This window comes from Carnobacterium iners (assembly GCF_900177385.1).
Classification (GTDB): Bacteria; Bacillota; Bacilli; order Lactobacillales; family Carnobacteriaceae; genus Carnobacterium_A; species Carnobacterium_A iners.
The window spans coordinates 2380546-2401270 of the sequence record NZ_FXBJ01000002.1 but is presented as its reverse complement, the minus strand read 5'-3'; the positions used below and the strand labels follow the sequence as shown (position 1 = coordinate 2401270).

The window sequence follows — 20725 nt, the reverse complement described above, 5'->3', positions numbered from 1 at the left end:
GACAGAAAGGAACAGAAATAATGGCAAAAATTCAAGAACTTTCTGAACTACTAACGAATCAAATAGCGGCTGGGGAAGTAATTGAACGACCCGCTTCAGTTGTGAAAGAGCTAATTGAAAATGCAATTGATGCAGGAAGCACGCAAATAGATATTTTAATTGAAGAAGCTGGACTTAAGAAAATTAAACTTATCGATAATGGCGAAGGAATTCCTACAGAAGAAGTATTGAATGCTTTTAAGCGACACGCGACAAGTAAAATTTATTCGCGAGATGACTTATTTAGAATTCGTACATTAGGATTTAGAGGAGAAGCCTTGCCAAGTATTGCTTCTGTTTCTGAAGTCACACTAGAGACGTCAACTGGCGATCAAGAAGGAGCTTTTATTTATTTAAGAGGTGGCAAAGTAATAGAGAAACGTTCTGCTCAATCCAGAAAAGGAACGACTATAACAGTAGAGAATTTATTTTTTAATACACCAGCACGTTTGAAGTATGTAAAAACCATTCAAACAGAACTTGCTAATATCACAGACATTGTTAATAGAATGGCGATTAGCCATCCTGGCATCGCGTTTAGGCTAGTCCATGATGAGAGCCAATTGATGAGAACTGCTGGCAATGGTCATTTAAAACAGACGTTAGCGGGTATCTACGGTGTTGCTCTAGCTAAAAAAATGAGAAAGATAGAAGGTGAAGATTTGGATTTTCAGATTAGTGGGTATATCTCATTACCAGAAATGACAAGAGCAAGCCGAAACTATCTTTCTATCATTATAAATGGACGTTACATTAAAAACTATTTATTAAACAAAGCAATCATCGCTGGCTATCGTTCCAAACTCATGGTTGGTCGTTTTCCGATTGCTGTTATCGAAATTACAGCAGATCCGTTATTGATGGATGTGAATGTCCATCCAACTAAACAAGAAATAAGAATTAGTAAAGAAAAAGAATTGATGGCATTAATTGAATCTGCCATTCATCAATGTTTAAGCAAAGAACAGCTAATTCCTGAAGCACTAGGTAATTTGACATTTAAAAAGAAAACAAATGTTATAGATGAGGCTACTGAGCAAACAAAGTTAGCATTTTCTAATCATCTAGTAAATCAAGGGCAGTCAACCGAAAAGATATTGTCTTACGATGACGTATGGAATAAACTAAAATTAACATCTAAGGACAACCAAAAAACGGCCGGAGCAAGTAAGATAGATTTTGAAACGATAACAAAAGAAGAGGTATTTGTCTTAAATGAATCAGAAGACTCACTTGTTAAAAATGATAAAACTAGTCTAAATAGTATTTCACCACCTGAACACCAAGCATCCTATCTCCAGACAGCTGAAAAATTGATGGAAGCCAATGAAAAATCAACTGCTCAAGAAATTCATTTACCTTCGTTAGAATATATTGGTCAAATGCACGGAACCTATTTGTTTGCTCAAAACGAGGAAGGGCTATATGTATTAGACCAACATGCGGCACAAGAAAGAATTAAATACGAGTATTTCCGTAAAAAAATTGGTGAAGTAAGTACGGACTTGCAAGAGCTCTTAGTTCCAATTATCTTAGATTATCCTAATAGCGATACCATCAAAATTAAAGAAAATCAACAAGCCCTTGAAGATGTTGGGGTTCATTTAGAACTATTTGGACAAAACAGTTTTTTATTAAGAAGTCATCCTGTCTGGTTTGATAAAGGAGCAGAAGAACAAGTAGTCAAAGAGCTAATTGATTTGTTGCTAGAAAAAGGGGCAGTAAATATAGCGAAGTTTCGTGAAGCTACAGCTATTATGATGAGCTGTAAAGGATCAATAAAGGCTAATCATCATTTAAATGACGCTGAAGCTCGTTCATTATTAAATGATCTAGCTAAGACTAAAAACCCTTATAATTGTCCGCATGGTCGACCTGTATTAATTCGTTTTACGAACAATGATATGGAAAAAATGTTTAAACGAATTCAAGACTCTCATTAATACGAGATGAAATGAAAAATCGTTAAAAATTAAAAAAACAAGCAACTCCTATTCTACGTTTTCATCTATCAAAAAATAAAATAGGAGTTGTTTCTTATCCGAGTAAATATTTTAACAGAGGTTAAGTATTTTTTTCAATAATAAATCGAACCATTGAGATAATCCAATAACTTGAAGCATTGCTGGATATAAGTTAAAATGAAGAAAGAAATAAATAGAAATTTCTGCTGCTAAGCAAAGAAAATTATTTTCAGAGATGAATTGATAGACCACTTAGGAAATTTTTTAGCCTAGAATAGGAGGATATTTATGAAAGATGGTAAAAAAGAAGAATTGAAAAGAAAATTAACACCTATACAGTATGAAGTAACTCAAAACGAAGCAACAGAACGTCCATTTACTGGAGAATACGATGCCTTTTACGAACATGGTATTTTTGTTGACGTAGTTAGTGGCAAACCTTTATTTTCCTCGACGGATAAATACGATGCTGGATGTGGGTGGCCCTCCTTTACAAAACCTATTGATTCTAAAGAAATAATCGAAAAAACAGATCGTAGATTACTAGGTATGAAACGAACGGAAGTCCGCAGTCAAGAAGCGGATTCACATTTAGGTCATGTCTTTAACGATGGACCAACAGAAGCAGGCGGTTTGCGTTATTGTATTAATTCTGCAGCCTTGCGTTTTGTTCCAAAAGAACAATTAGAACAAGAAGGCTATGGATTTTACTTGAGACTATTTGCTTAATACAATTGAATTCAAAAAATCCTTCACTATTTTTGTAGTGGGGGATTTTTTTGTTGGATTAGAATAATGTTGAAAAAGATAATGATTTTAGAACTTTCTTTTAAATGTTTAATTATGTTAGAATGAAAAGGGAACAGGTGTGCTTATTAAGCTTCCTGGATATCTGAATGAATGGAGCTAAAAGAATGTATGAATACCTTAAGGGCATAGTTACTTTTATTGGCCCTGCGTATATAGTATTAGAATTAAATGGAACAGGCCATTTGCTGTATATAGCTAACCCTTTTCGTTTTTCCAATCAATTAAACCAAGAAACAATAATCTACGTGCATCAAGCTGTTAGAGAAGATGCGATTACTTTATACGGATTCAAAGACTACAATGAAAAGCAATTATACTTAAAATTAATTAGTGTATCTGGTATTGGTCCTAAGAGTGGTTTAGCAATACTAGCAAATGATGATCATGTAGGGCTGGTTCAAGCTATCGAAAGTGAAGAGATTTCTTATTTAATGAAATTTCCAGGAGTAGGTAAAAAGACAGCTGCTCAAATCATTTTAGATTTAAAAGGAAAACTAGATGATTTAGAAATCATTAGAGTACCGATTGATGGAGTTATGCAACAAGAATTAAGTTTATCACAGGACCAAAAACCAGTGAATGAAGCTATAGAAGCACTGACAGCTCTTGGATACAGTGCGAAAGAGATTAAAAAAGTTGAACCAGAAATTCGTAAGATGAACAAAGAAACAACAGATGCTTACTTGAGGGAAGCACTACGTTTATTAATGAAAAAATAAGAGGGCTTATAAAAAGAGGTGAATGAAGTATGTCGGATCAAGAACGTATTATCTCAGGCGAAAGCGATAGTTCAGATGAGTTATCGATTGAGAAATCACTACGACCTCAATATCTAAATCAATATATCGGCCAGTCAAAGTTAAAATTAGAATTAGGTATTTATATTTCAGCTGCTAAGAGTAGAGAAGAGGCATTAGACCACGTGTTACTATACGGTCCACCCGGACTAGGTAAAACGACAATGGCAATGGTTATATCTAACGAAATGGAGGTCAATATTCGTACGACAAGTGGTCCGGCAATCGAAAAAGCAGGAGATCTAGTTGCATTATTAAATGAATTAGAACCGGGTGATGTTTTATTTATCGATGAGATCCATAGAATGCCACGAATGGTAGAAGAAATGCTTTATTCAGCAATGGAAGATTACTTTGTTGATATTATTGTTGGGCAAGGCCCAACAGCTCATCCTGTTCATTTTCCTTTACCGCCGTTTACATTAATAGGTGCAACAACTAGAGCAGGGATGTTATCTGCCCCCTTGCGTGATCGTTTTGGAATTGTATCGCATATGGAATACTACACAATAGAAGATTTAAGTGATATTGTTATTCGTTCCGCTGCTATTTTCCAAACCGAGATTCATTCTGAAGGTGCATTAGAAATTGCTAGAAGATCAAGAGGGACACCACGTGTAGCGAATCGTTTATTAAAAAGAGTAAGAGATTATGCACAAGTACAATCAGATGGCGTAGTAGATAAAAAAGTGGCAAATGAAGCTTTAACAATGCTAAGAGTCGATCAAAAGGGATTAGATTTCGTTGATCAAAAAATGGTCCGAACAATGATTGAAATTTATCAAGGTGGTCCAGTAGGACTTTCAACAATCGCAGCTAATATTGGAGAAGAAATGGAAACAATCGAAGACATGGTGGAACCTTATTTATTGCAAATGGGCTTTATTCAACGGACGCCACGTGGTAGAATTGTTACACAATTAGGGTTTGACCATTTGGGTTATCCTAAAAACAATTAGGAACAGGGGCGTTAAGTTATGTTATCGACAAATGATTTTGATTTTGAATTACCAGAGGAGTTAATTGCACAAACTCCATTAGAGGACCGTTCTGGCTCAAAGCTATTGTTATTAAATAAACAAAATGGTGAGATAAAAGACGAATACTTTCCAGCTATTTTAAATGAGCTAGAGTCAGGTGATGCGTTAGTTATGAATGATACACGTGTATTGCCAGCTAGACTTCATGGAGTGAAACCTGAAACGGGTGGACACTTAGAAGTTTTATTGTTAAAAAATACTGCTGGTGATCAATGGGAAACATTAGTTAAGCCTGCAAAAAGAGCAAGAACAGGAACGAAAATTTCATTTGGTGATGGTCGTTTAGAAGCTGTTATAAAAGAAGAGTTAGATCATGGTGGTCGAATTATTGAATTTTATTACGAAGGAGTTTTTCTAGAAGTATTAGAATCTCTTGGTGAAATGCCACTGCCTCCATATATAAAAGAACGCTTAGAAGACAATGAGCGTTACCAGACAGTTTATGCGAAAGAAAACGGATCTGCTGCAGCTCCCACTGCTGGACTTCATTTTACGCAAGAGTTATTAGAAGAAATTAAAGCAAAAGGGGTTAAACTTGTATTCTTAACACTTCATGTTGGTTTGGGTACGTTTAGGCCAGTAAGCGTTGATTCGATTGAAGACCATGAGATGCACTCTGAATTCTATCGATTATCCGATGAGGCAGCTAATCAGTTGAATGAAGTGAAAACTGCTGGAGGAAAAATTATAGCAGTTGGTACGACTTCTATTAGAACACTTGAAACAATCGGAACCAAGTTTGATGGTGAAATTAAAGCAGATAGTGGTTGGACAAGTATTTTTATTTCTCCAGGTTACGATTTTAAACTTATCGATGCCTTTCTAACAAATTTCCATTTACCAAAGTCTACTCTCGTTATGCTAGTCAGTGCTTTTGCTGGTAGAGAAAAAGTATTAGGAGCATATGAACATGCGGTAAAAGAAAAATATCGCTTTTTTAGTTTTGGGGATGCAATGTTTGTAAAGTAATGAATGATTTTATTCACTCGAATTAAAAATAAAAAAAGAGAAGCCGGCTAAAAGACGCCAACTTCTCTTTTGTTTTAAGAGAGGTATGAGTGAACTATTTTTATTCTTTTAAACAATTGATACTTAACTACTGAATCTCTTTTCATAAACGACATACATCTTACTTTACTTCATTCGTAACACTAAACTAAGCTAATTCTTCTAACGTGTAAAACGGATTCTTAAATTTACTACTAACAACTTTACTAATCGTTTACAAATGTTGCTTAATAAAATGTGAATCTGGTAAACCAAAACAAATATTGAATTAATTGTTTCTGTAAAACTAAACAACTTAGAAGTTCTTTCATTCACTCATACTTGCATCTCTCTTTACACTCTTAATATACCATAGAAAGACAACGCTTACAAATGATATGTACTTAATTTTTAAAATGAATTTGCAAATCGATAAGAACATTAGTATAGTTAGTAAGTTACTATTATTTAGCCAATGAATACACTTTTTTAAAGTATGACGAAAGTAGGAAAAAAATTATGCCAGAACCAGCAATTAAATACCGTTTAATAAAAAAAGAAAAGCATACAGGTGCGCGTTTAGGGGAAATCATAACACCTCACGGAACTTTTGAAACACCGATGTTTATGCCAGTAGGGACATTAGCAACGGTTAAAAGTATTGCTCCAGAAGAATTAGAATCAATGGGTGCAAATATTATTTTAAGCAATACGTATCATCTATGGCTTAGACCTGGTGAAGATATCGTTGAAGAAGCAGGCGGACTGCATAAATTTATGAATTGGGATAAAGGAATCTTAACTGATTCAGGAGGCTTTCAAGTTTTTTCTTTAAGCGACTTACGACAAATTGAAGAGAAAGGCGTACATTTTAGAAATCATTTAAATGGATCTAAAATGTTTCTTTCACCTGAAAAAGCGATTCAAATTCAAAATAAATTGGGTCCAGATATTATGATGAGTTTTGATGAGTGCCCACCTTTTGATGAAAGTTTTGACTATGTAAAAAAATCTGTAGAACGGACAACACGCTGGGCAGAGCGTGGTCTAAAAGCTCATACTAAACCTAATAGTCAAGGTCTTTTTGGTATTATTCAAGGAGCAGGATATAAAGAATTACGTGAACAAAGTGCTAAAGAGCTTGTCGCAATGGACTTTCCTGGTTATTCAATCGGAGGACTATCAGTAGGAGAACCTAAGCATTCAATGAATGAAGTGCTTGAATATACTACGCCTTTAATACCAGAAAACAAGCCACGCTATTTAATGGGTGTTGGAACAGCTGATTCGCTGATTGACGGAGTAATAAGAGGAGTAGACATGTTTGATTGCGTCTTACCAACTAGAATAGCAAGAAATGGTACGGTAATGACTAGTCAAGGGCGAGTAGTCATTAAAAATGCTAAGTACGAGCGTGATTTTGGTCCATTAGATCCAAAATGTGATTGTTACACATGTAAAAATTATAGTCGTGCCTATATTCGTCATTTAATCAAAGCAGATGAAACATTTGGGTTACGCTTAACAAGTTATCACAACCTTTATTTTCTCTTGAATGTGATGAAAGATGTTAGGCAAGCTATTAGAGAAGATAATTTATTAGAATACAGAGAAAGCTTTTTTGAAGAATACGGCTACAATAAACCAAATGCAAAAAATTTCTAAAACTTAATGAAAAAATAAGTGGTACTAACGAGTAAGTTTTGGTACAGTTAGCAATGAGAGAAATTTTTAAAATATAGAATGGAGTGAAGTAATGGAATTTCTTATAAGTATTTTACCTTTTGCTGCTATTATGGGCTTAATGTATTTCATGATGATCAGACCTCAAAAAAAGGCTGCAGACAAAACTAAAAATATGTTGTCTTCAATGAAAAAAGGCGACGGTATTGTTACAATCGGTGGCTTGCATGGAGTAATTGATGAGCTTAATGAAACAGATAAAACAGTTGTCATAAATTGCGAAGGCATCTTTTTAACTTTTGAAAGACGTGCAATTGCCCGTATTAAAGACTTAGCAGTGGCCTCTACAATTGAAACATTTGAAGCAGAACCAGAAGATAGCGATTTAAATAGATAACAACGTACGATTAAAAAAGCAAAAGAAAAGAGATTAATCTTTTCTTTTGCTTTTTTTGATTTAAACTAAAATTATTTTTACTAGGACAGAGGTGCTAACATTGAATAATTCTTCGATTTCTTTATTTGAAAAGATTGAGCCGTAGCTAAATTTGAAGACAACAGAATTTCATTTATTAGGATATAGACAACTATCCCAAGAAGATTTGTGGCGATAGTTGATTTCTTTTTCTTGGAAAAGAATGGTCTCCACTCATCACTACCAGCAGATTCGATGCATCATGCGATTAACACCAAATAATTATTTAAACTTCGCATCTGTTGAAGTGTTAGTGTCTCCGATAAGTTCGTTAGAAGATATGAATATAGATGATTGATTATAAGAATAGTTACAATAAAAATACAAATTTCTGAAAAACAATTTGGGCATACCTCAAAATTAGAACTAATTTAATTTTGAGGTATATTTTTTTGGTATAAATTTAGTTAAACAGACTAACAAATAAACAATATACAGACTATAAAAGCTAGAAACACACTTCTAGACTAATTTTATAAAAGATTAAAAGTACTTTTATCTATTAATCACTGAAAATAAACTAATGAATTTCTATTTAATTTCCATTCATTGTGAAATGAATATCATTTAATAATATATAATTTAAAATTATTTTTATTTCTATAAAAAGATATGAAATTAAAGAAAGCGCTTTAAAGCAATGTTTATTTCATAATTTAACTTTTTTTAATAAAATGATGGAAAAAGCTTTACATTTTAATATTAATGATTTATTATTAGGTTGTGAATAAGTTAACAATAAAAAGACGGAGGAATATAAAATGACTTCTACAAAATTAGATAATAAAGTTAAAAAAGGTACAATTGAGGTTGCAGACGCAAAATCGCCTATCGAAGTAGCTATTAATGAAATGACAACTAAAGGTAAAAAAGCATTAGCAACATTAGAAACGATGAATCAAGAACAAATTGATCATATTTGTCATCAAATGGCAATAGCAGGATTAAATGAACACATGCTTTTAGCTAAGATGGCTGTTGAAGAAACAGGTAGAGGAATTTACGAAGACAAATGTATAAAAAATATGTTTGCTACAGAGTCTATCTGGAATACAATAAAGCATGATAAAACCGCTGGGATCATAAGTGACGATGAGCAAAGCCAAATAATCGAGGTTGCTACTCCTGTTGGAATCGTTTGTGGAGTAACGCCTGTAACTAATCCTACTTCAACAACCCTATTTAAAGCATTAATTTCAATTAAAACTCGTAATCCAATTATTTTTGCTTTCCACCCAAGCGCTCAAAAATGTTCAGAGGCTGCAGCACAAGTTGTTTTAAATGCAGCTGTTAAAGCAGGAGCTCCTAAAGATTGTATTCAATGGATCAAACAACCCTCATTAGAAGGTACAAACCTATTAATGAACCATTCAGATATCGCTATTGTTTTAGCAACTGGTGGATCAGCAATGGTAAAAGCTGCTTATTCAACTGGAAAACCAGCTTTAGGAGTAGGACCAGGAAACGTTCCAAGTTACATTGAAAAATCTGCTAAGATTAAACGTGCTGTTAACGATGTTATTGCTTCAAAATCATTTGATAACGGTATGATTTGTGCTTCAGAACAAGCAGTCATAGTTGATCAAGAAATTTATGAAGAAGTAAAAGCAGAATTTATAAAACATCAAGTGTACGTTATTAAGCCTAATGAACTAAAAAGACTTGAAGATGCAGTAATGAACCCAACAAAAACTGCTGTTAATGCAGCTATCGTAGGGAAATCAGCAGTAGAAATCGCTGAACTTGCAGGAATCAAAGTTCCACAAGGTACAAAAATTATTATTGCTGAATTAGATGGAGTTGGAGAAGACTACCCATTATCACGTGAAAAATTATCACCGGTATTAGCAATGCTTAAATCAACTTCAACTGAAGATGGATTCTCATTAGCTCAGCAAATGCTAGAATTAGGTGGTTTAGGTCACTCTGCAGCGATTCATACATTAGATGATGAGCTAGCTAAAAAGTATGGAGAGCAAATGAAAGCTTGTCGTATTTTAGTTAACTCTCCTACAGCACAAGGTGGTATTGGCGATTTGTATAATAACATGATTCCTTCATTAACTCTTGGATGTGGTTCATACGGTAAGAACTCAGTATCTAAGAACGTATCTACTATTAACTTAATGAATATTAAAACAATTGCAAAACGTAGAAATCACATGCAATGGTTCAAATTGCCATCAAAAATTTATTTCGAAAAGTATTCTATTCAATATTTACAAAAAATGGAAAATATCAAAAAAGTATTCTTAGTTTGTGATCCAGGAATGATTGAATTTGGCTATGCAGATAAAGTTATTGCTGAATTAAACAAAAGAAAAGAAAGTGTACAAGTAGAAATATTCTCAGCAGTAGAGCCTAATCCTTCAACAAATACAGTAATGGCCGGAGCAGAAGCTATGCTTCAATTCCAACCTGATACCATTATCGCTATTGGTGGGGGTTCAGCAATGGACGCTGCTAAAGGTATGTGGTTGTTCTATGAAAAACCAGAAACAGAATTCTTTGGGGCAAAACAAAAATTCTTAGATATCCGTAAAAGAACGTACAAAATTCCTACATTAAATAAAACACAATTTGTTTGTATCCCTACTACATCAGGAACAGGTGCAGAAGTAACACCATTTGCAGTTATTACAGATAGTGAAACACACGTAAAATATCCTTTAGCTGATTATGCGTTAACGCCTGATGTTGCTATCATCGACTCACAATTCGTCATGAGTGTTCCTAAATCTGTTACAGCTGATACAGGAATGGATGTCTTAACACATGCGATTGAATCTTATGTATCTGTTATGGCAAGTGACTTTACAAAAGGTTTAAGTCTACAGTCTGTTAAATTAGTATTCCAAAACTTACGTGACTCTTACTCATATGCAAATGAAGATGCAAGAGAAAAAATGCATAACGCTTCTACAATGGCTGGGATGGCATTTGCTAATGCATTCTTAGGAATTAATCACTCTATCGCTCATAAAATAGGTGGAGAGTACAATATCGCTCACGGACGCACAAACGCAATCTTATTGCCTCATGTTATCCGTTACAATGCAAAAGATCCTTCAAAACATGCATTATTCCCTAAATATGAGTTCTTTAAAGCTGATGAAGATTACGCTGAAATCGCTCGTTTCATGGGATTCAAAGGGAATACAACAGAGGAATTAGTAGAATCATTAATCTTTGAAATCAATAAACTAGGTAAAGATGTTGGAATTGAGATGAACTTAAAAGCTCAAGGAGTAACACAAGAAGTCTTAAACGACACAGTTGATCACATGGCTGAATTAGCTTTCTTAGATCAATGTACAACTGCAAATCCAAAACAACCTCTAATTAGCGAATTGCGTCAAATCATTATCGATGCTTTTGATGGTGAAAAGTAGAAAAAAGTTTTTAAAGATTAGATTTTTGAATGACAATCAACTATGAAAATCTTAATAAAGAATGGTGCTACCTTCCTTTTTCGAAAAGGAAGGTAGCACCATTTCTTTAGTGTTAATTTGAGTATACAATTAGTAAAATATAGAGGAAAGAGAGGGAAAATAAAAAAATATGATAGTTTTTTTAATTGATGACATTATTTTTTGAGAAACAAACTTTTAGATATACTTAAACGTTGTACATAGAAAGATTGCTTTTTAAATTAAAACTAGTTATAATTAAACGAATAAGTTAGGGTTGCCTAAATATGAAGAAGTTGGTGATACGATTGACGCCTAATAAAGAAGATTATTTGAAAATCATTTATGAACTTGGTGGAACAGAAAAAAAAATAAATAATAAAGAAATTGTAAAAAGGTTAAGAGTTTCAGCAGCATCAGTTAGCGAGATGATGTCTAAGCTTTTAAAAGAAGGCTATATAGAAAGATTACCTTATCAAGGAGTAGAGCTCAATGATAAAGGTCTGCGTAAAGCCAGTACATTAATAAGGAAACACCGAATATGGGAAGTTTTTTTAGTCGAACATTTAGGGTATTCTTGGAATGAAGTACATGCAGAAGCAGAAGTCTTAGAGCATGTTTCATCTATTGAACTAACCAATCGATTAGAAAAATATTTAGATTTTCCTAAGATATGTCCACATGGAGGTATGATACCAGAAAAAAACGGTATTCTAAAAGAACCTTTATTAGAAAAGCTAACGGAACAAAATGAAAATCAAAAAGTTTTAATAAAACGTGTTGCAGATGAGAAAGATTTATTGGATTATCTCGTTTCAATAGATATTGGAATAAATGATGTATGCATAATTAATTCAATTGGTGCCTACGAAGGATCTGTCGTAGTTGAAAAAGAACATAAAAAGATTCAAATAAGTTTTAAAGCAGCATCAGATATATTTGTTCAAGCCATTTAAAAAAAGGAATTCGACTAATTAAAGCCGAGTTCTTTTTTTTTTTACAATTATCAACTCTTGAATAAGAATGTGTGTTCCCGTATAATTATGAGGAAAGAAGGAGGCGAAGAAAGTGGAAATTGGAGTCATTCGTTTTGACGAACCGGTTAAAGATACGTCTAGAAAAATTATTCATATTGATATGGATGCTTTCTTCGCTTCTGTTGAAGAAAGAGACCATCCAGAATTAAAAGGTCAACCCATTATTATTGCCAAACACCCTAATTTAACAAAGGGAAAAGGAGTTGTTGCAACAGCGAATTATGTTGCAAGGACATATGGAATCCATTCTGCAATGAGTGCTCAAAAAGCTTACGAACTTTGCCCTAAAGGTGTATTTATTCCTGGAAATCATGATAAATATCGAGAAGTATCAGGTGAAATTCGAAAAATATTTTTAAACTATACGGATATTATAGAACCCTTATCTTTAGACGAAGCTTATCTTGATGTAACAGAAAATAAAAAAGGGATGAAAAGCGCGACCTTTATAGCACACTCTATTCAAAAAGAAGTTTGGGATAGTGTGCATTTAACTTGTTCAGCAGGCGTCTCTTATAATAAATTTATAGCAAAATTAGCTTCAGATTATAAAAAGCCAGCAGGTGTTACCGTCATCACACCAGATGAAGCCCTCGCTTTCTTAAGAAATCTTCCTATTGAAAAGTTCATGGGAGTTGGGAAAAAAACGGTTGAGCGAATGCATGAGGCTGGTATTTTTACTGGAGAAGATTTATATCAAAGAAATGAGATGGACTTGATTCAATCTTTTGGAAAGAGGGGTTATTCTCTTTATCGAAAAGTTAGAGGAATTGATGACTCACCTGTCAGAATAAGTAGGGAAAGAAAATCTGTAGGAAAAGAAAATACGTATAATGAAAATTTAATGACGGAAAATGAAATTATAGCAGAATTGCGTTTTTTATCGAATGAAGTTTACCGCTCATTAACAAAAGAACAAAAACATGGAAAAACGATTGTATTAAAAATTCGTTATTCTAATTTTGAAACAGTAACTAAACGTCAGACACTGCCTCATTATATTAAAGATGCTGAAGAAATATTTTTTCATGCGCAAAATATTTGGGATGAAGTTGGACAACTACAAAACGGCATACGGCTATTGGGAATTACAATAACAACCCTAGATCCATTAACATTTGAAAATATTGTATTGCCTCTTTGGGAAAAATAAAAATAATAAAAAAATACCTGACCTGAATTGATTTCTTTTTTTTCTAAAGGTATACTGTATATACTAGTACAGTTTTTTGCTTGTGTTATAATGAAAGAAGATTTTAATAATGAAGATATTCTAGTACGGTCATTCTTTTTTACAAGTTGTTACCGATACAGGTTGTATCATTCTATTTAATCCATTTATTACAGGAAATCAGGCAAATAATCTTAATCCTAACACAATCGCGGCAGATGTTACTATTGTCACGTATGGACATGCGGATCATATTAGAGATACACAATAAATTGCCAAAAGAACAAACACTTTAATTGTTACAACTGTTGAAATAGCTGGATTTTTTGAATCGAAAAATTTAAGAACCCACGGTATGCAAATGGGTGGAAAACATGTATTTGATTTTGGAGAAATTAAAATGACCCAGGCTATTCATGGTTTATCTTACGAAATAGAGGGGAAGCTTACTAAATTTGGATTAGCAGCTGGAATTATTTTTCATTCAGATGGTAAAGTAATTTATCATGCTGGGGATACGGCTCTTTTTTCTGATATGAAACTGATTGGTCAATACCGTCCTTTAGATGTAGCATTTTTAACAATTGGTGATAACTTCACTATGGGTCCAGAAGACGCTGCTCTTGCAGCTAACTACTTGAAAGCTAAAAAAGTTGTTCCAATCCATTACAATACTTTTCCTTTAATTGAACAAAATCCTATCGCTTTTTGTACTAGCTTACGCGAGAAACAAGGTGAATATTTAAAGGTAGGAGAATGGCTAGAAATTTAAGAAGCAACTATTTTGGAGGGTAATTTATGACGACTAAACACGAACGAATACTAGCTTATATAGAAACGCTACCTGTTGGAGAAAAAATTTCTGTACGATTAATTGCTAAGAATTTAAAAGTCAGTGAAGGGACAGCCTATAGGGCTATTAAAGAAGCAGAGAATAGCGGCTTAGTCTCAACTATTCAACGTGTCGGAACGATTCGTATTGAGCGAAAAATGAAAGAAAGCATTGAGACACTATGTTATGGAGAAATTATAAAGATAATTGAAGGCGATATTTTTGGTGGAAAAAAGGGACTTAATAATGTTTTGACTAAATTTATTATTGGCGCGATGAAAGAAGATGCAATTGTTCGCTATATCACACCTGGTTCTTTAATGATTGTTGGAAATCGAGAAAGCGTTCAAAAACTAGCTTTAGAAAGCGGAGCAGCTGTTTTGGTCACCGGAGGTTTTGAAACAAGTGATGAAATTATTGAATTAGCTAATGAATTAGCTCTGCCTTTAATGGGAACGAGTTACGATTCGTTTACGGTTGCGACTATGATTAACCGAGCTATGACAGACCAATTAATTAAAAAAGAAATAATTTTAGTAGAAGATATCTACACAAAAATTGAGCAAACAATGTATCTAAATGTAGAAGATATCGTACTGGATTATCGTCGGCTAAATGAGAAAAGCGGCCATACTAGATTTCCTGTTGTGGGAAAGAATATGCGTCTAGTTGGTATTGTTGCTGCAAAAGATATGATTGGAAAAGGAGATCAACAAAGTATTGATCGGGTGATGACTAAAGACCCTACAGTAGTAAAAACACATGTGAGTGTAGCCAGTGTTGGACATCTGATGATTTGGGATGAATTAGAAGTTATGCCTGTTGTTGAAGATAATTTAACGTTGATGGGGATTATTTCAAGACAAGATGTTATGAAGGCAATGCAGTTAGCACAAAGACAACCTCAAATTGGCGATACTATTTCTGACCAAATTCAAGAACAAATAGAATTGAGTAGTGAAAATCACACCGGCATTGAAAATTCAATTCCTTCATATAAATTTAGTGTAACACCACAGATGACAGACTCTGTTGGAACAATTTCTTTCGGAGTATTGAGCGAAATTATTACTAGTTGTGCGAAGCGATCACTATTACTCTATCAAAAGAGAGATGCTTTGATTGAACAAATGGATTTACATTATTTTAAAATGATACAATTAGAAAGCATACTAGAAATTAAGCCCAAAGTTTTTGAAATCGGAAGGCGCTCGTCAAAATTTGATATTGAAGTATATGTTGAGAATGTATTAGTTGCTAAAGCGATTGTTATTTGCCAGATGATGCAAAGAAATTAAAAAGGAGTTATTTTTATGACATTATTTCCATATAAAGAAGTAGTAGAAACAATAAAAAAATATGATACGATTATTGTTCATCGACATATGAATCCAGACCCCGATGCTCTAGGTTCACAAGGTGGTCTTGTTGAACTATTAAAAGGTAGTTTTCCTGAAAAAAAAATAATTAAAGCTGGAGGACCTGTAGGAGATTTGGGCTTTTTAACAACGATGGATGAAGTAAAGGATGAAGACTACAAAGAAGCACTAGTTATCGTAACAGATACTGCTAACACGCCAAGAATTAGCGATAAGAGGTATCAGCTAGGTTTGAAGCTGATTAAAATAGATCATCACCCTAACGATGACAGTTATGGAGATTTACAGCTTGTTAATATACAGGCTAGTAGCTGCAGTGAAATAATAGCTGATCTCTATTTAGAAAATCAAGAAGATTTAATCTTATCTAAAGAGGCAGCACGGTTATTATATGCAGGCATTGTCGGAGATACAGGACGATTTTTATATCCTTCAACAACGCCCCACACGTTGAAAATAGCTGCTAAACTTATGGAAAGTGGATTTGTTCCTAGCGAAGTCAACAACCAGATGAATAGTATTTCTCCAAAAGTTGCCAAATTAACTGGCTATATTCTTCAAAATCTGATAATCTCTGAGGTTGGTGTAGCAAAAGTCTTATTAACTCAAGAGATATTAAAGCAATTTGATTTAACAGATACAGAAACAGCTTCAATTGTATCTATTCCCGGAACAATTGAGGGCGTTCTAACTTGGGGAATTTTTGTTGAACAACCAGAAGGACATTTTAGGTGTCGTTTGAGATCAAAAGGACCAGTCATCAATGAAGTTGCAAAACGACACGATGGTGGAGGTCATCCTTTGGCGAGTGGTGCGAATGCAAAGAATACGGAAGAGATTGATCAAATTATAAAAGAACTAACAGAACTTGCTGGGAAATGGGTAAATAAATAAGAAAGGGTACGATTTTTTTTAGCTATAGATTAAAGAAATTATCCTAAATAACTTTTTAAAAAAAAGCCGTAGAATTCGTAAAGAAGTTCCACGGCTTTTAGAGCTTATAGAATAGAAACGGAGATTAATTTATTTTTAATAAATCTTATCTGATTAGGATGGTTTCACATTTTTATTGGCAGTATGCGTTGAATTTTTAATAATATCAATTGTTTCAATCGTACTACTACCAGATTTAATGACAGTAAATGTATAACCACCTGCTACAAGGGCTTCTCCCTCATTAATATCATACTTTTGGTTCAACATCCATCCACCCAAAGTATCAACGTTTTCTTCTTCGATAGACAAACCAAAAAGCTCATTAATTTCATCAACTAGCATTCTTGCGCTAACACGATAATGGTTGTCACCGACTTTTTTAATTTCAGGTTCTTCAACGCTTTCATAATCGTCGCTGATATCTCCTACTATTTCTTCTACAATATCTTCCATAGAAAGCATGCCACTAGTTCCACCGTATTCATCAACTAAAATAGCAATTTGATTTCGCTCTTTTTGCATTTTAACCAATAGTTCTTTAATAGGAACTGTTTCAATTACACGAATAATCGGTCGAATATAAAGAGAAAAATCAAAAGAACCTGGTGTGTTATCTTCAACAGCATTTACATAGGCAGCGAAGATTTCTTTTGTATTTAATATTCCGATAACTATGTCTTTGTCGCCATCTTGAATAACGGGATAGCGGGTATATCGTTTTACACTAACTAATTTGCCAATTTCTTTTAAAGACATGTCGCTAGAGACAGTAATCATTTCAGTTCGAGGGACCATTATTTCACGACTCATACGATCATCAAATGCAAAAACATTTTCAACGAATTGATATTCATCTCTGTTTATTTCACCACTTTTTAGACTTTCACCCATAATAATTCGAAGTTCTTCTTCAGAAACACCTTCACCAAATTCATTTTTGTTGGGAACTCCAATAGCTTGAGAAATTTTATTTGCTAGTCTATTTAAAACAAAAACGATAGGATACATAATTCTAAACCAAAATTGTAAAGGTCTAGCAATGGCTAAACCAATTTTTTCAGTATTATTTATTGCTATATTTTTTGGAACAAGTTCTCCGATGATAACTTGAAGAAAAGTTAAAACAGCAAAGGAAAGAACAATCGATGCTACTTTTGAAATCGATGCTGGCAATTGAAAATTTGAAAATAAGATATCAAATAAACGGCCAAAAGTAGGCCTACCTAACCAACCAATAGCTAAAGAAGTCACGGTGACTCCTAATTGAGTAGCAGATAAGTACGTATCCAACTTTTGGGTCATATTTTTGAGCAATTGAGCTTTTTGATTTCCATCTTCAATAAGAAAATCTAATCTTGAAGGACGTATACGGACTAATACAAATTCTGACATCACGAATAAAGCGGCAATTAATAAAATGGAAAAGAACAAAATCATACCAGTAGTTATTGACAAATGGATGCTTACGTTACACTAACGCAAGCTTCACCTCCTTGTTAATTTATAACTCTAATTGAACTAATTTTATGTTCTATAGGACACGGATTGAAGTGAGGCCTTTAGGATAAAAGAACCGTAAAATAAATAAGAATCAATAGTAAGATATAGGGTGAATGGATTTCTTTTTGATTATCTATTTATTATTTCTTGTTTTTTCCAAAGTTCCTCGCCTCACTTTAATTTAATGATATTATCTAAATGATCGGTTTTGATTGCTCTTTAGAAGTAGACTAGTTAATTAAAAAGTCTTATAAGTTTACTTTACCTTAATATGGTAAAATGTTAAAGTAAAAAACATATTTATGGTCTGTTTAACATAAAAAAGATGTAAATAACAGTTAGAAGCTGATTATCTCCTACTTAAGAAGGATTTTAACTATCGCAATAGTTGATATACTTTGATTATAAAGCTACATCAATATAAAGTAGAAATAATATCAAATAGTAAAACAAGGGATGTTTGAAAATGAATTTTAAAAATTTTTTTAAAAAAATAGTATTTCATTTAACAAGACTATGGCAAAAATCAAAACCTTATTTAAATAGATTTAAAATAAGGTTCAAACGAATCTGGAAAAAAATTCATGCAACTAAAATTATTATTCTTGCCTTTTTATTAGTATCTTTATTTAGTAGCGGATATTTATTGTATTTAACAAAAACTTTAAATGTTTCAACGTTGAAAGCTGGTCTCGAACAAACAACGACGGTCTATGATATTGATGGCGATGAAGCCGGAACACTTTATTCTCATAAAGGCTCCTTTATACCCTTAGATACTATTTCTCCTTCGATTCAAGCGACAGTTATTTCAACTGAAGATAAACGATTTTTTGATCATAAAGGCTTTGATATTATCGGAATTGCTCGTTCAGCAGTAGGTTTTGTATTAAATGGTGGAAAGATAAGTGGTGGTGGAAGTACTATTAGCCAGCAACTAGCTAAAAATGCTTATCTAACATTAGATCAAACGTTAATAAGAAAACTAAAAGAATTATTTTTAGCGATTGAAATTGAAAAACAATATACAAAGAATGAAATATTAGAAATGTATTTGAATAACGCTTATTTTGGCAATGGTGTTTGGGGAGTAGAAGATGCCTCACATAAGTACTTTGGTAAAAATGCTAGTGACGTTTCTCTGACAGAAGCAGCGACAATAGCAGGAATGCTAAAAGCACCAACTACCTATAACCCACGAGATAATATGGAAAAATCTATCTTAAGACGCAATATTGTTTTAGATTTATTAATAAAAAATGAGGGTATCTCAAAAGAAATAGGCGAAGCAGCTAAAAATGAATCGTTACAATTAGTAGATGATTATCAACAAACTAAAGGCTATCAATATCCTTATTATTTTGACGCCGTTATAGACGAAGCGATTACTAAGCATGGTCTAAAAGAAGAAGAATTATTAAATAAAGGCTATAAAATTTACACCTCATTGGATCAAAACTATCAATCGAGAATGGATCAGACGTACAAAAATGATTGGTTATTTTCTGATGCTTCAGACGGAACGTTATTACAAAGTGGTTCTGTTGCGATGAATCCGAAAACTGGTGGAGTATATGCTATTATAGGCGGAAGGGGCGAACATACCTTTAGAGGATTCAATCGAGCTACTCAAATAAAACGACAACCAGGATCGATTATGAAACCATTAGCTGTTTATACACCAGCTTTAGAGTCAGGCTATGATATTGACTCTATTTTGAAAGATGAAAAAAAAGCTTATGGATCAGACGATTATACACCAGAAAATTACGATTTTAATTATTCTGGAGAAGTCCCTATGTACCAAGCTTTAGCACAAAGTTTAAATGCTCCAGCAGTTTGGCTCTTGGATCAAATTGGACTAAAAAAAGGGATAAAGAAAGTTGAAAAATTTGGAATACCTGTTCAAGAAAAAGACAAGTATCTTGGTTTAGCGCTTGGTGGTACAACAGGAGGCGTATCGCCACTTCAGATGGCTAGTGCGTATACTGTGTTTTCAAACAAAGGGTTAAGAAGCGAAGGTTTTTTCATCACTAAAATTGTAGATGCAACGGGAGCAATCATTATCGATAATACAGAACATAAAACTAAAAAGGTGACCTCACCAGAAATAGCAGAAAAAATGACTAGTATGCTTATGGGTGTATTTACAAATGGAACAGCTAGCAGTAATGCTCCTGATGGTTATAAGGTAGCAGGAAAAACAGGAAGTACAGAAGTATCGTTTAATAATTCTGGCGGGACAACAGATCAGTGGACAGTAGGCTATACTCCAGATATAGTCGTAGCTACATGGATTGGGTTTGATAAGACTGACGAAAATCACTACATGGGAACGGGAAGCTCAACGGGGGTAGGCCCTTTGTTTAAATTACAAATGCAAAATATATTGCCAAAAACACCTCAAACGACTTTTGGTACGAAAAGTGCAGAAGTAATTGTTGGTTCACAAGAAGAAAATAATTCCACCCAATGGGGAGAGAACTTCCAGCAAAATATTACTCAATGGGGTGAACAATTTAAAAAAGGGTTAGATCAGGTGAAGGATAAAACGAATTCTTTAATTGAACGTTTTAAAAATCGTTAATAGTTTGTCAATAATAAAGGAGAACATTGGAAAAAAACACTGAGTAATGGTATAGTATAACGGTCAAGAAAAAATACC

At 33.5% G+C, this 20725-nt stretch carries 15 protein-coding genes and 1 pseudogene; 15 read left to right on the top strand and 1 reads right to left on the bottom strand.

The window, feature by feature from the left end:
- Window positions 1-20: 20 nt before the first annotated feature.
- The 14 genes and pseudogenes from mutL to B9Y54_RS11430 all read left to right on the top strand — a co-directional run bounded on the left by mutL (window position 21) and on the right by B9Y54_RS11430 (window position 16518).
- On the top strand, window positions 21-1982 hold the full coding sequence (gene mutL / locus B9Y54_RS11495; protein WP_085560372.1) for a DNA mismatch repair endonuclease MutL: 1962 nt from the start codon (window positions 21-23) through the stop codon (window positions 1980-1982).
- 309 nt (window positions 1983-2291) lie between these two features.
- A complete protein-coding gene (msrB, locus tag B9Y54_RS11490) occupies window positions 2292-2732 on the top strand; it encodes a peptide-methionine (R)-S-oxide reductase MsrB (RefSeq protein ID WP_085560371.1) in 441 nt (146 codons plus the stop codon).
- Between the two features lie 185 nt (window positions 2733-2917).
- Entirely contained in the window at window positions 2918-3532 is a 615-nt protein-coding gene (gene ruvA / locus B9Y54_RS11485) for a Holliday junction branch migration protein RuvA (RefSeq protein ID WP_085560370.1), read from the top strand.
- Window positions 3533-3561: 29 nt separating this feature from the next.
- The gene (gene ruvB, locus B9Y54_RS11480) at window positions 3562-4569 is read left to right on the top strand and encodes a Holliday junction branch migration DNA helicase RuvB (RefSeq protein WP_085560369.1); all 1008 of its coding nucleotides are present in this window, start codon (window positions 3562-3564) and stop codon (window positions 4567-4569) included.
- A gap of 18 nt (window positions 4570-4587) precedes the next feature.
- Window positions 4588-5619 carry a tRNA preQ1(34) S-adenosylmethionine ribosyltransferase-isomerase QueA gene (gene queA / locus B9Y54_RS11475; protein WP_085560368.1) on the top strand — a complete coding sequence of 344 codons (1032 nt, stop codon included), beginning with the start codon at window positions 4588-4590 and terminating at the stop codon, window positions 5617-5619.
- A 537-nt stretch (window positions 5620-6156) separates the two neighbouring features.
- Window positions 6157-7302 carry a tRNA guanosine(34) transglycosylase Tgt gene (gene tgt, locus B9Y54_RS11470; protein ID WP_085560367.1) on the top strand — a complete coding sequence of 382 codons (1146 nt, stop codon included), beginning with the start codon at window positions 6157-6159 and terminating at the stop codon, window positions 7300-7302.
- A gap of 91 nt (window positions 7303-7393) precedes the next feature.
- Window positions 7394-7717 (top strand): preprotein translocase subunit YajC, encoded by a 324-nt coding sequence (yajC, locus tag B9Y54_RS11465; RefSeq protein ID WP_085560366.1) that lies wholly within the window; start codon window positions 7394-7396, stop codon window positions 7715-7717.
- A 151-nt stretch (window positions 7718-7868) separates the two neighbouring features.
- A pseudogene (locus tag B9Y54_RS12980) lies at window positions 7869-8093 on the top strand (post-transcriptional regulator).
- Between the two features lie 463 nt (window positions 8094-8556).
- Window positions 8557-11187 (top strand): bifunctional acetaldehyde-CoA/alcohol dehydrogenase, encoded by a 2631-nt coding sequence (gene adhE, locus B9Y54_RS11455; RefSeq protein ID WP_085560365.1) that lies wholly within the window; start codon window positions 8557-8559, stop codon window positions 11185-11187.
- 326 nt (window positions 11188-11513) lie between these two features.
- Window positions 11514-12161, top strand: a complete 648-nt coding sequence (locus tag B9Y54_RS11450) for a metal-dependent transcriptional regulator (protein WP_085560364.1) — start codon at window positions 11514-11516, stop codon at window positions 12159-12161.
- Between the two features lie 112 nt (window positions 12162-12273).
- Window positions 12274-13395 (top strand): DNA polymerase IV, encoded by a 1122-nt coding sequence (dinB, locus tag B9Y54_RS11445; protein ID WP_085560363.1) that lies wholly within the window; start codon window positions 12274-12276, stop codon window positions 13393-13395.
- 289 nt (window positions 13396-13684) lie between these two features.
- Window positions 13685-14185 (top strand): metal-dependent hydrolase, encoded by a 501-nt coding sequence (locus B9Y54_RS11440; RefSeq protein WP_256205814.1) that lies wholly within the window; start codon window positions 13685-13687, stop codon window positions 14183-14185.
- 26 nt (window positions 14186-14211) lie between these two features.
- Window positions 14212-15543, top strand: coding sequence for a DRTGG domain-containing protein (locus B9Y54_RS11435; RefSeq protein ID WP_085560362.1), 1332 nt, complete (start codon window positions 14212-14214; stop codon window positions 15541-15543).
- Between the two features lie 15 nt (window positions 15544-15558).
- Window positions 15559-16518: a DHH family phosphoesterase gene (locus B9Y54_RS11430; protein WP_085560361.1), complete on the top strand. Its 960-nt coding sequence runs from the start codon at window positions 15559-15561 to the stop codon at window positions 16516-16518.
- A 153-nt stretch (window positions 16519-16671) separates the two neighbouring features.
- On the opposite strand, the gene B9Y54_RS11425 is transcribed toward B9Y54_RS11430, so the two are convergent.
- Window positions 16672-18015, bottom strand: a complete 1344-nt coding sequence (locus B9Y54_RS11425) for a hemolysin family protein (protein WP_085560360.1) — start codon at window positions 18013-18015, stop codon at window positions 16672-16674.
- Between the two features lie 511 nt (window positions 18016-18526).
- Here B9Y54_RS11425 and B9Y54_RS11420 point away from each other — a divergent pair.
- A complete protein-coding gene (locus tag B9Y54_RS11420; RefSeq protein ID WP_085560359.1) occupies window positions 18527-20647 on the top strand; it encodes a PBP1A family penicillin-binding protein in 2121 nt (706 codons plus the stop codon).
- Window positions 20648-20725: the final 78 nt, after the last annotated feature.

Excerpts from the sequence above, each read along its gene's own strand:
- mutL (WP_085560372.1), top strand. The coding sequence starts at position 21 with ATGGCAAAAATTCAAGAACTTTCTGAACTACTAACGAATCAAATAGCG.
- msrB (WP_085560371.1), top strand. The coding sequence starts at position 2,292 with ATGAAAGATGGTAAAAAAGAAGAATTGAAAAGAAAATTAACACCTATA.
- ruvA (WP_085560370.1), top strand. The coding sequence starts at position 2,918 with ATGTATGAATACCTTAAGGGCATAGTTACTTTTATTGGCCCTGCGTAT.
- ruvB (WP_085560369.1), top strand. The coding sequence starts at position 3,562 with ATGTCGGATCAAGAACGTATTATCTCAGGCGAAAGCGATAGTTCAGAT.
- queA (WP_085560368.1), top strand. The coding sequence starts at position 4,588 with ATGTTATCGACAAATGATTTTGATTTTGAATTACCAGAGGAGTTAATT.
- tgt (WP_085560367.1), top strand. The coding sequence starts at position 6,157 with ATGCCAGAACCAGCAATTAAATACCGTTTAATAAAAAAAGAAAAGCAT.
- yajC (WP_085560366.1), top strand. The coding sequence starts at position 7,394 with ATGGAATTTCTTATAAGTATTTTACCTTTTGCTGCTATTATGGGCTTA.
- adhE (WP_085560365.1), top strand. The coding sequence starts at position 8,557 with ATGACTTCTACAAAATTAGATAATAAAGTTAAAAAAGGTACAATTGAG.
- B9Y54_RS11435 (WP_085560362.1), top strand. The coding sequence starts at position 14,212 with ATGACGACTAAACACGAACGAATACTAGCTTATATAGAAACGCTACCT.
- B9Y54_RS11430 (WP_085560361.1), top strand. The coding sequence starts at position 15,559 with ATGACATTATTTCCATATAAAGAAGTAGTAGAAACAATAAAAAAATAT.
- B9Y54_RS11420 (WP_085560359.1), top strand. The coding sequence starts at position 18,527 with ATGAATTTTAAAAATTTTTTTAAAAAAATAGTATTTCATTTAACAAGA.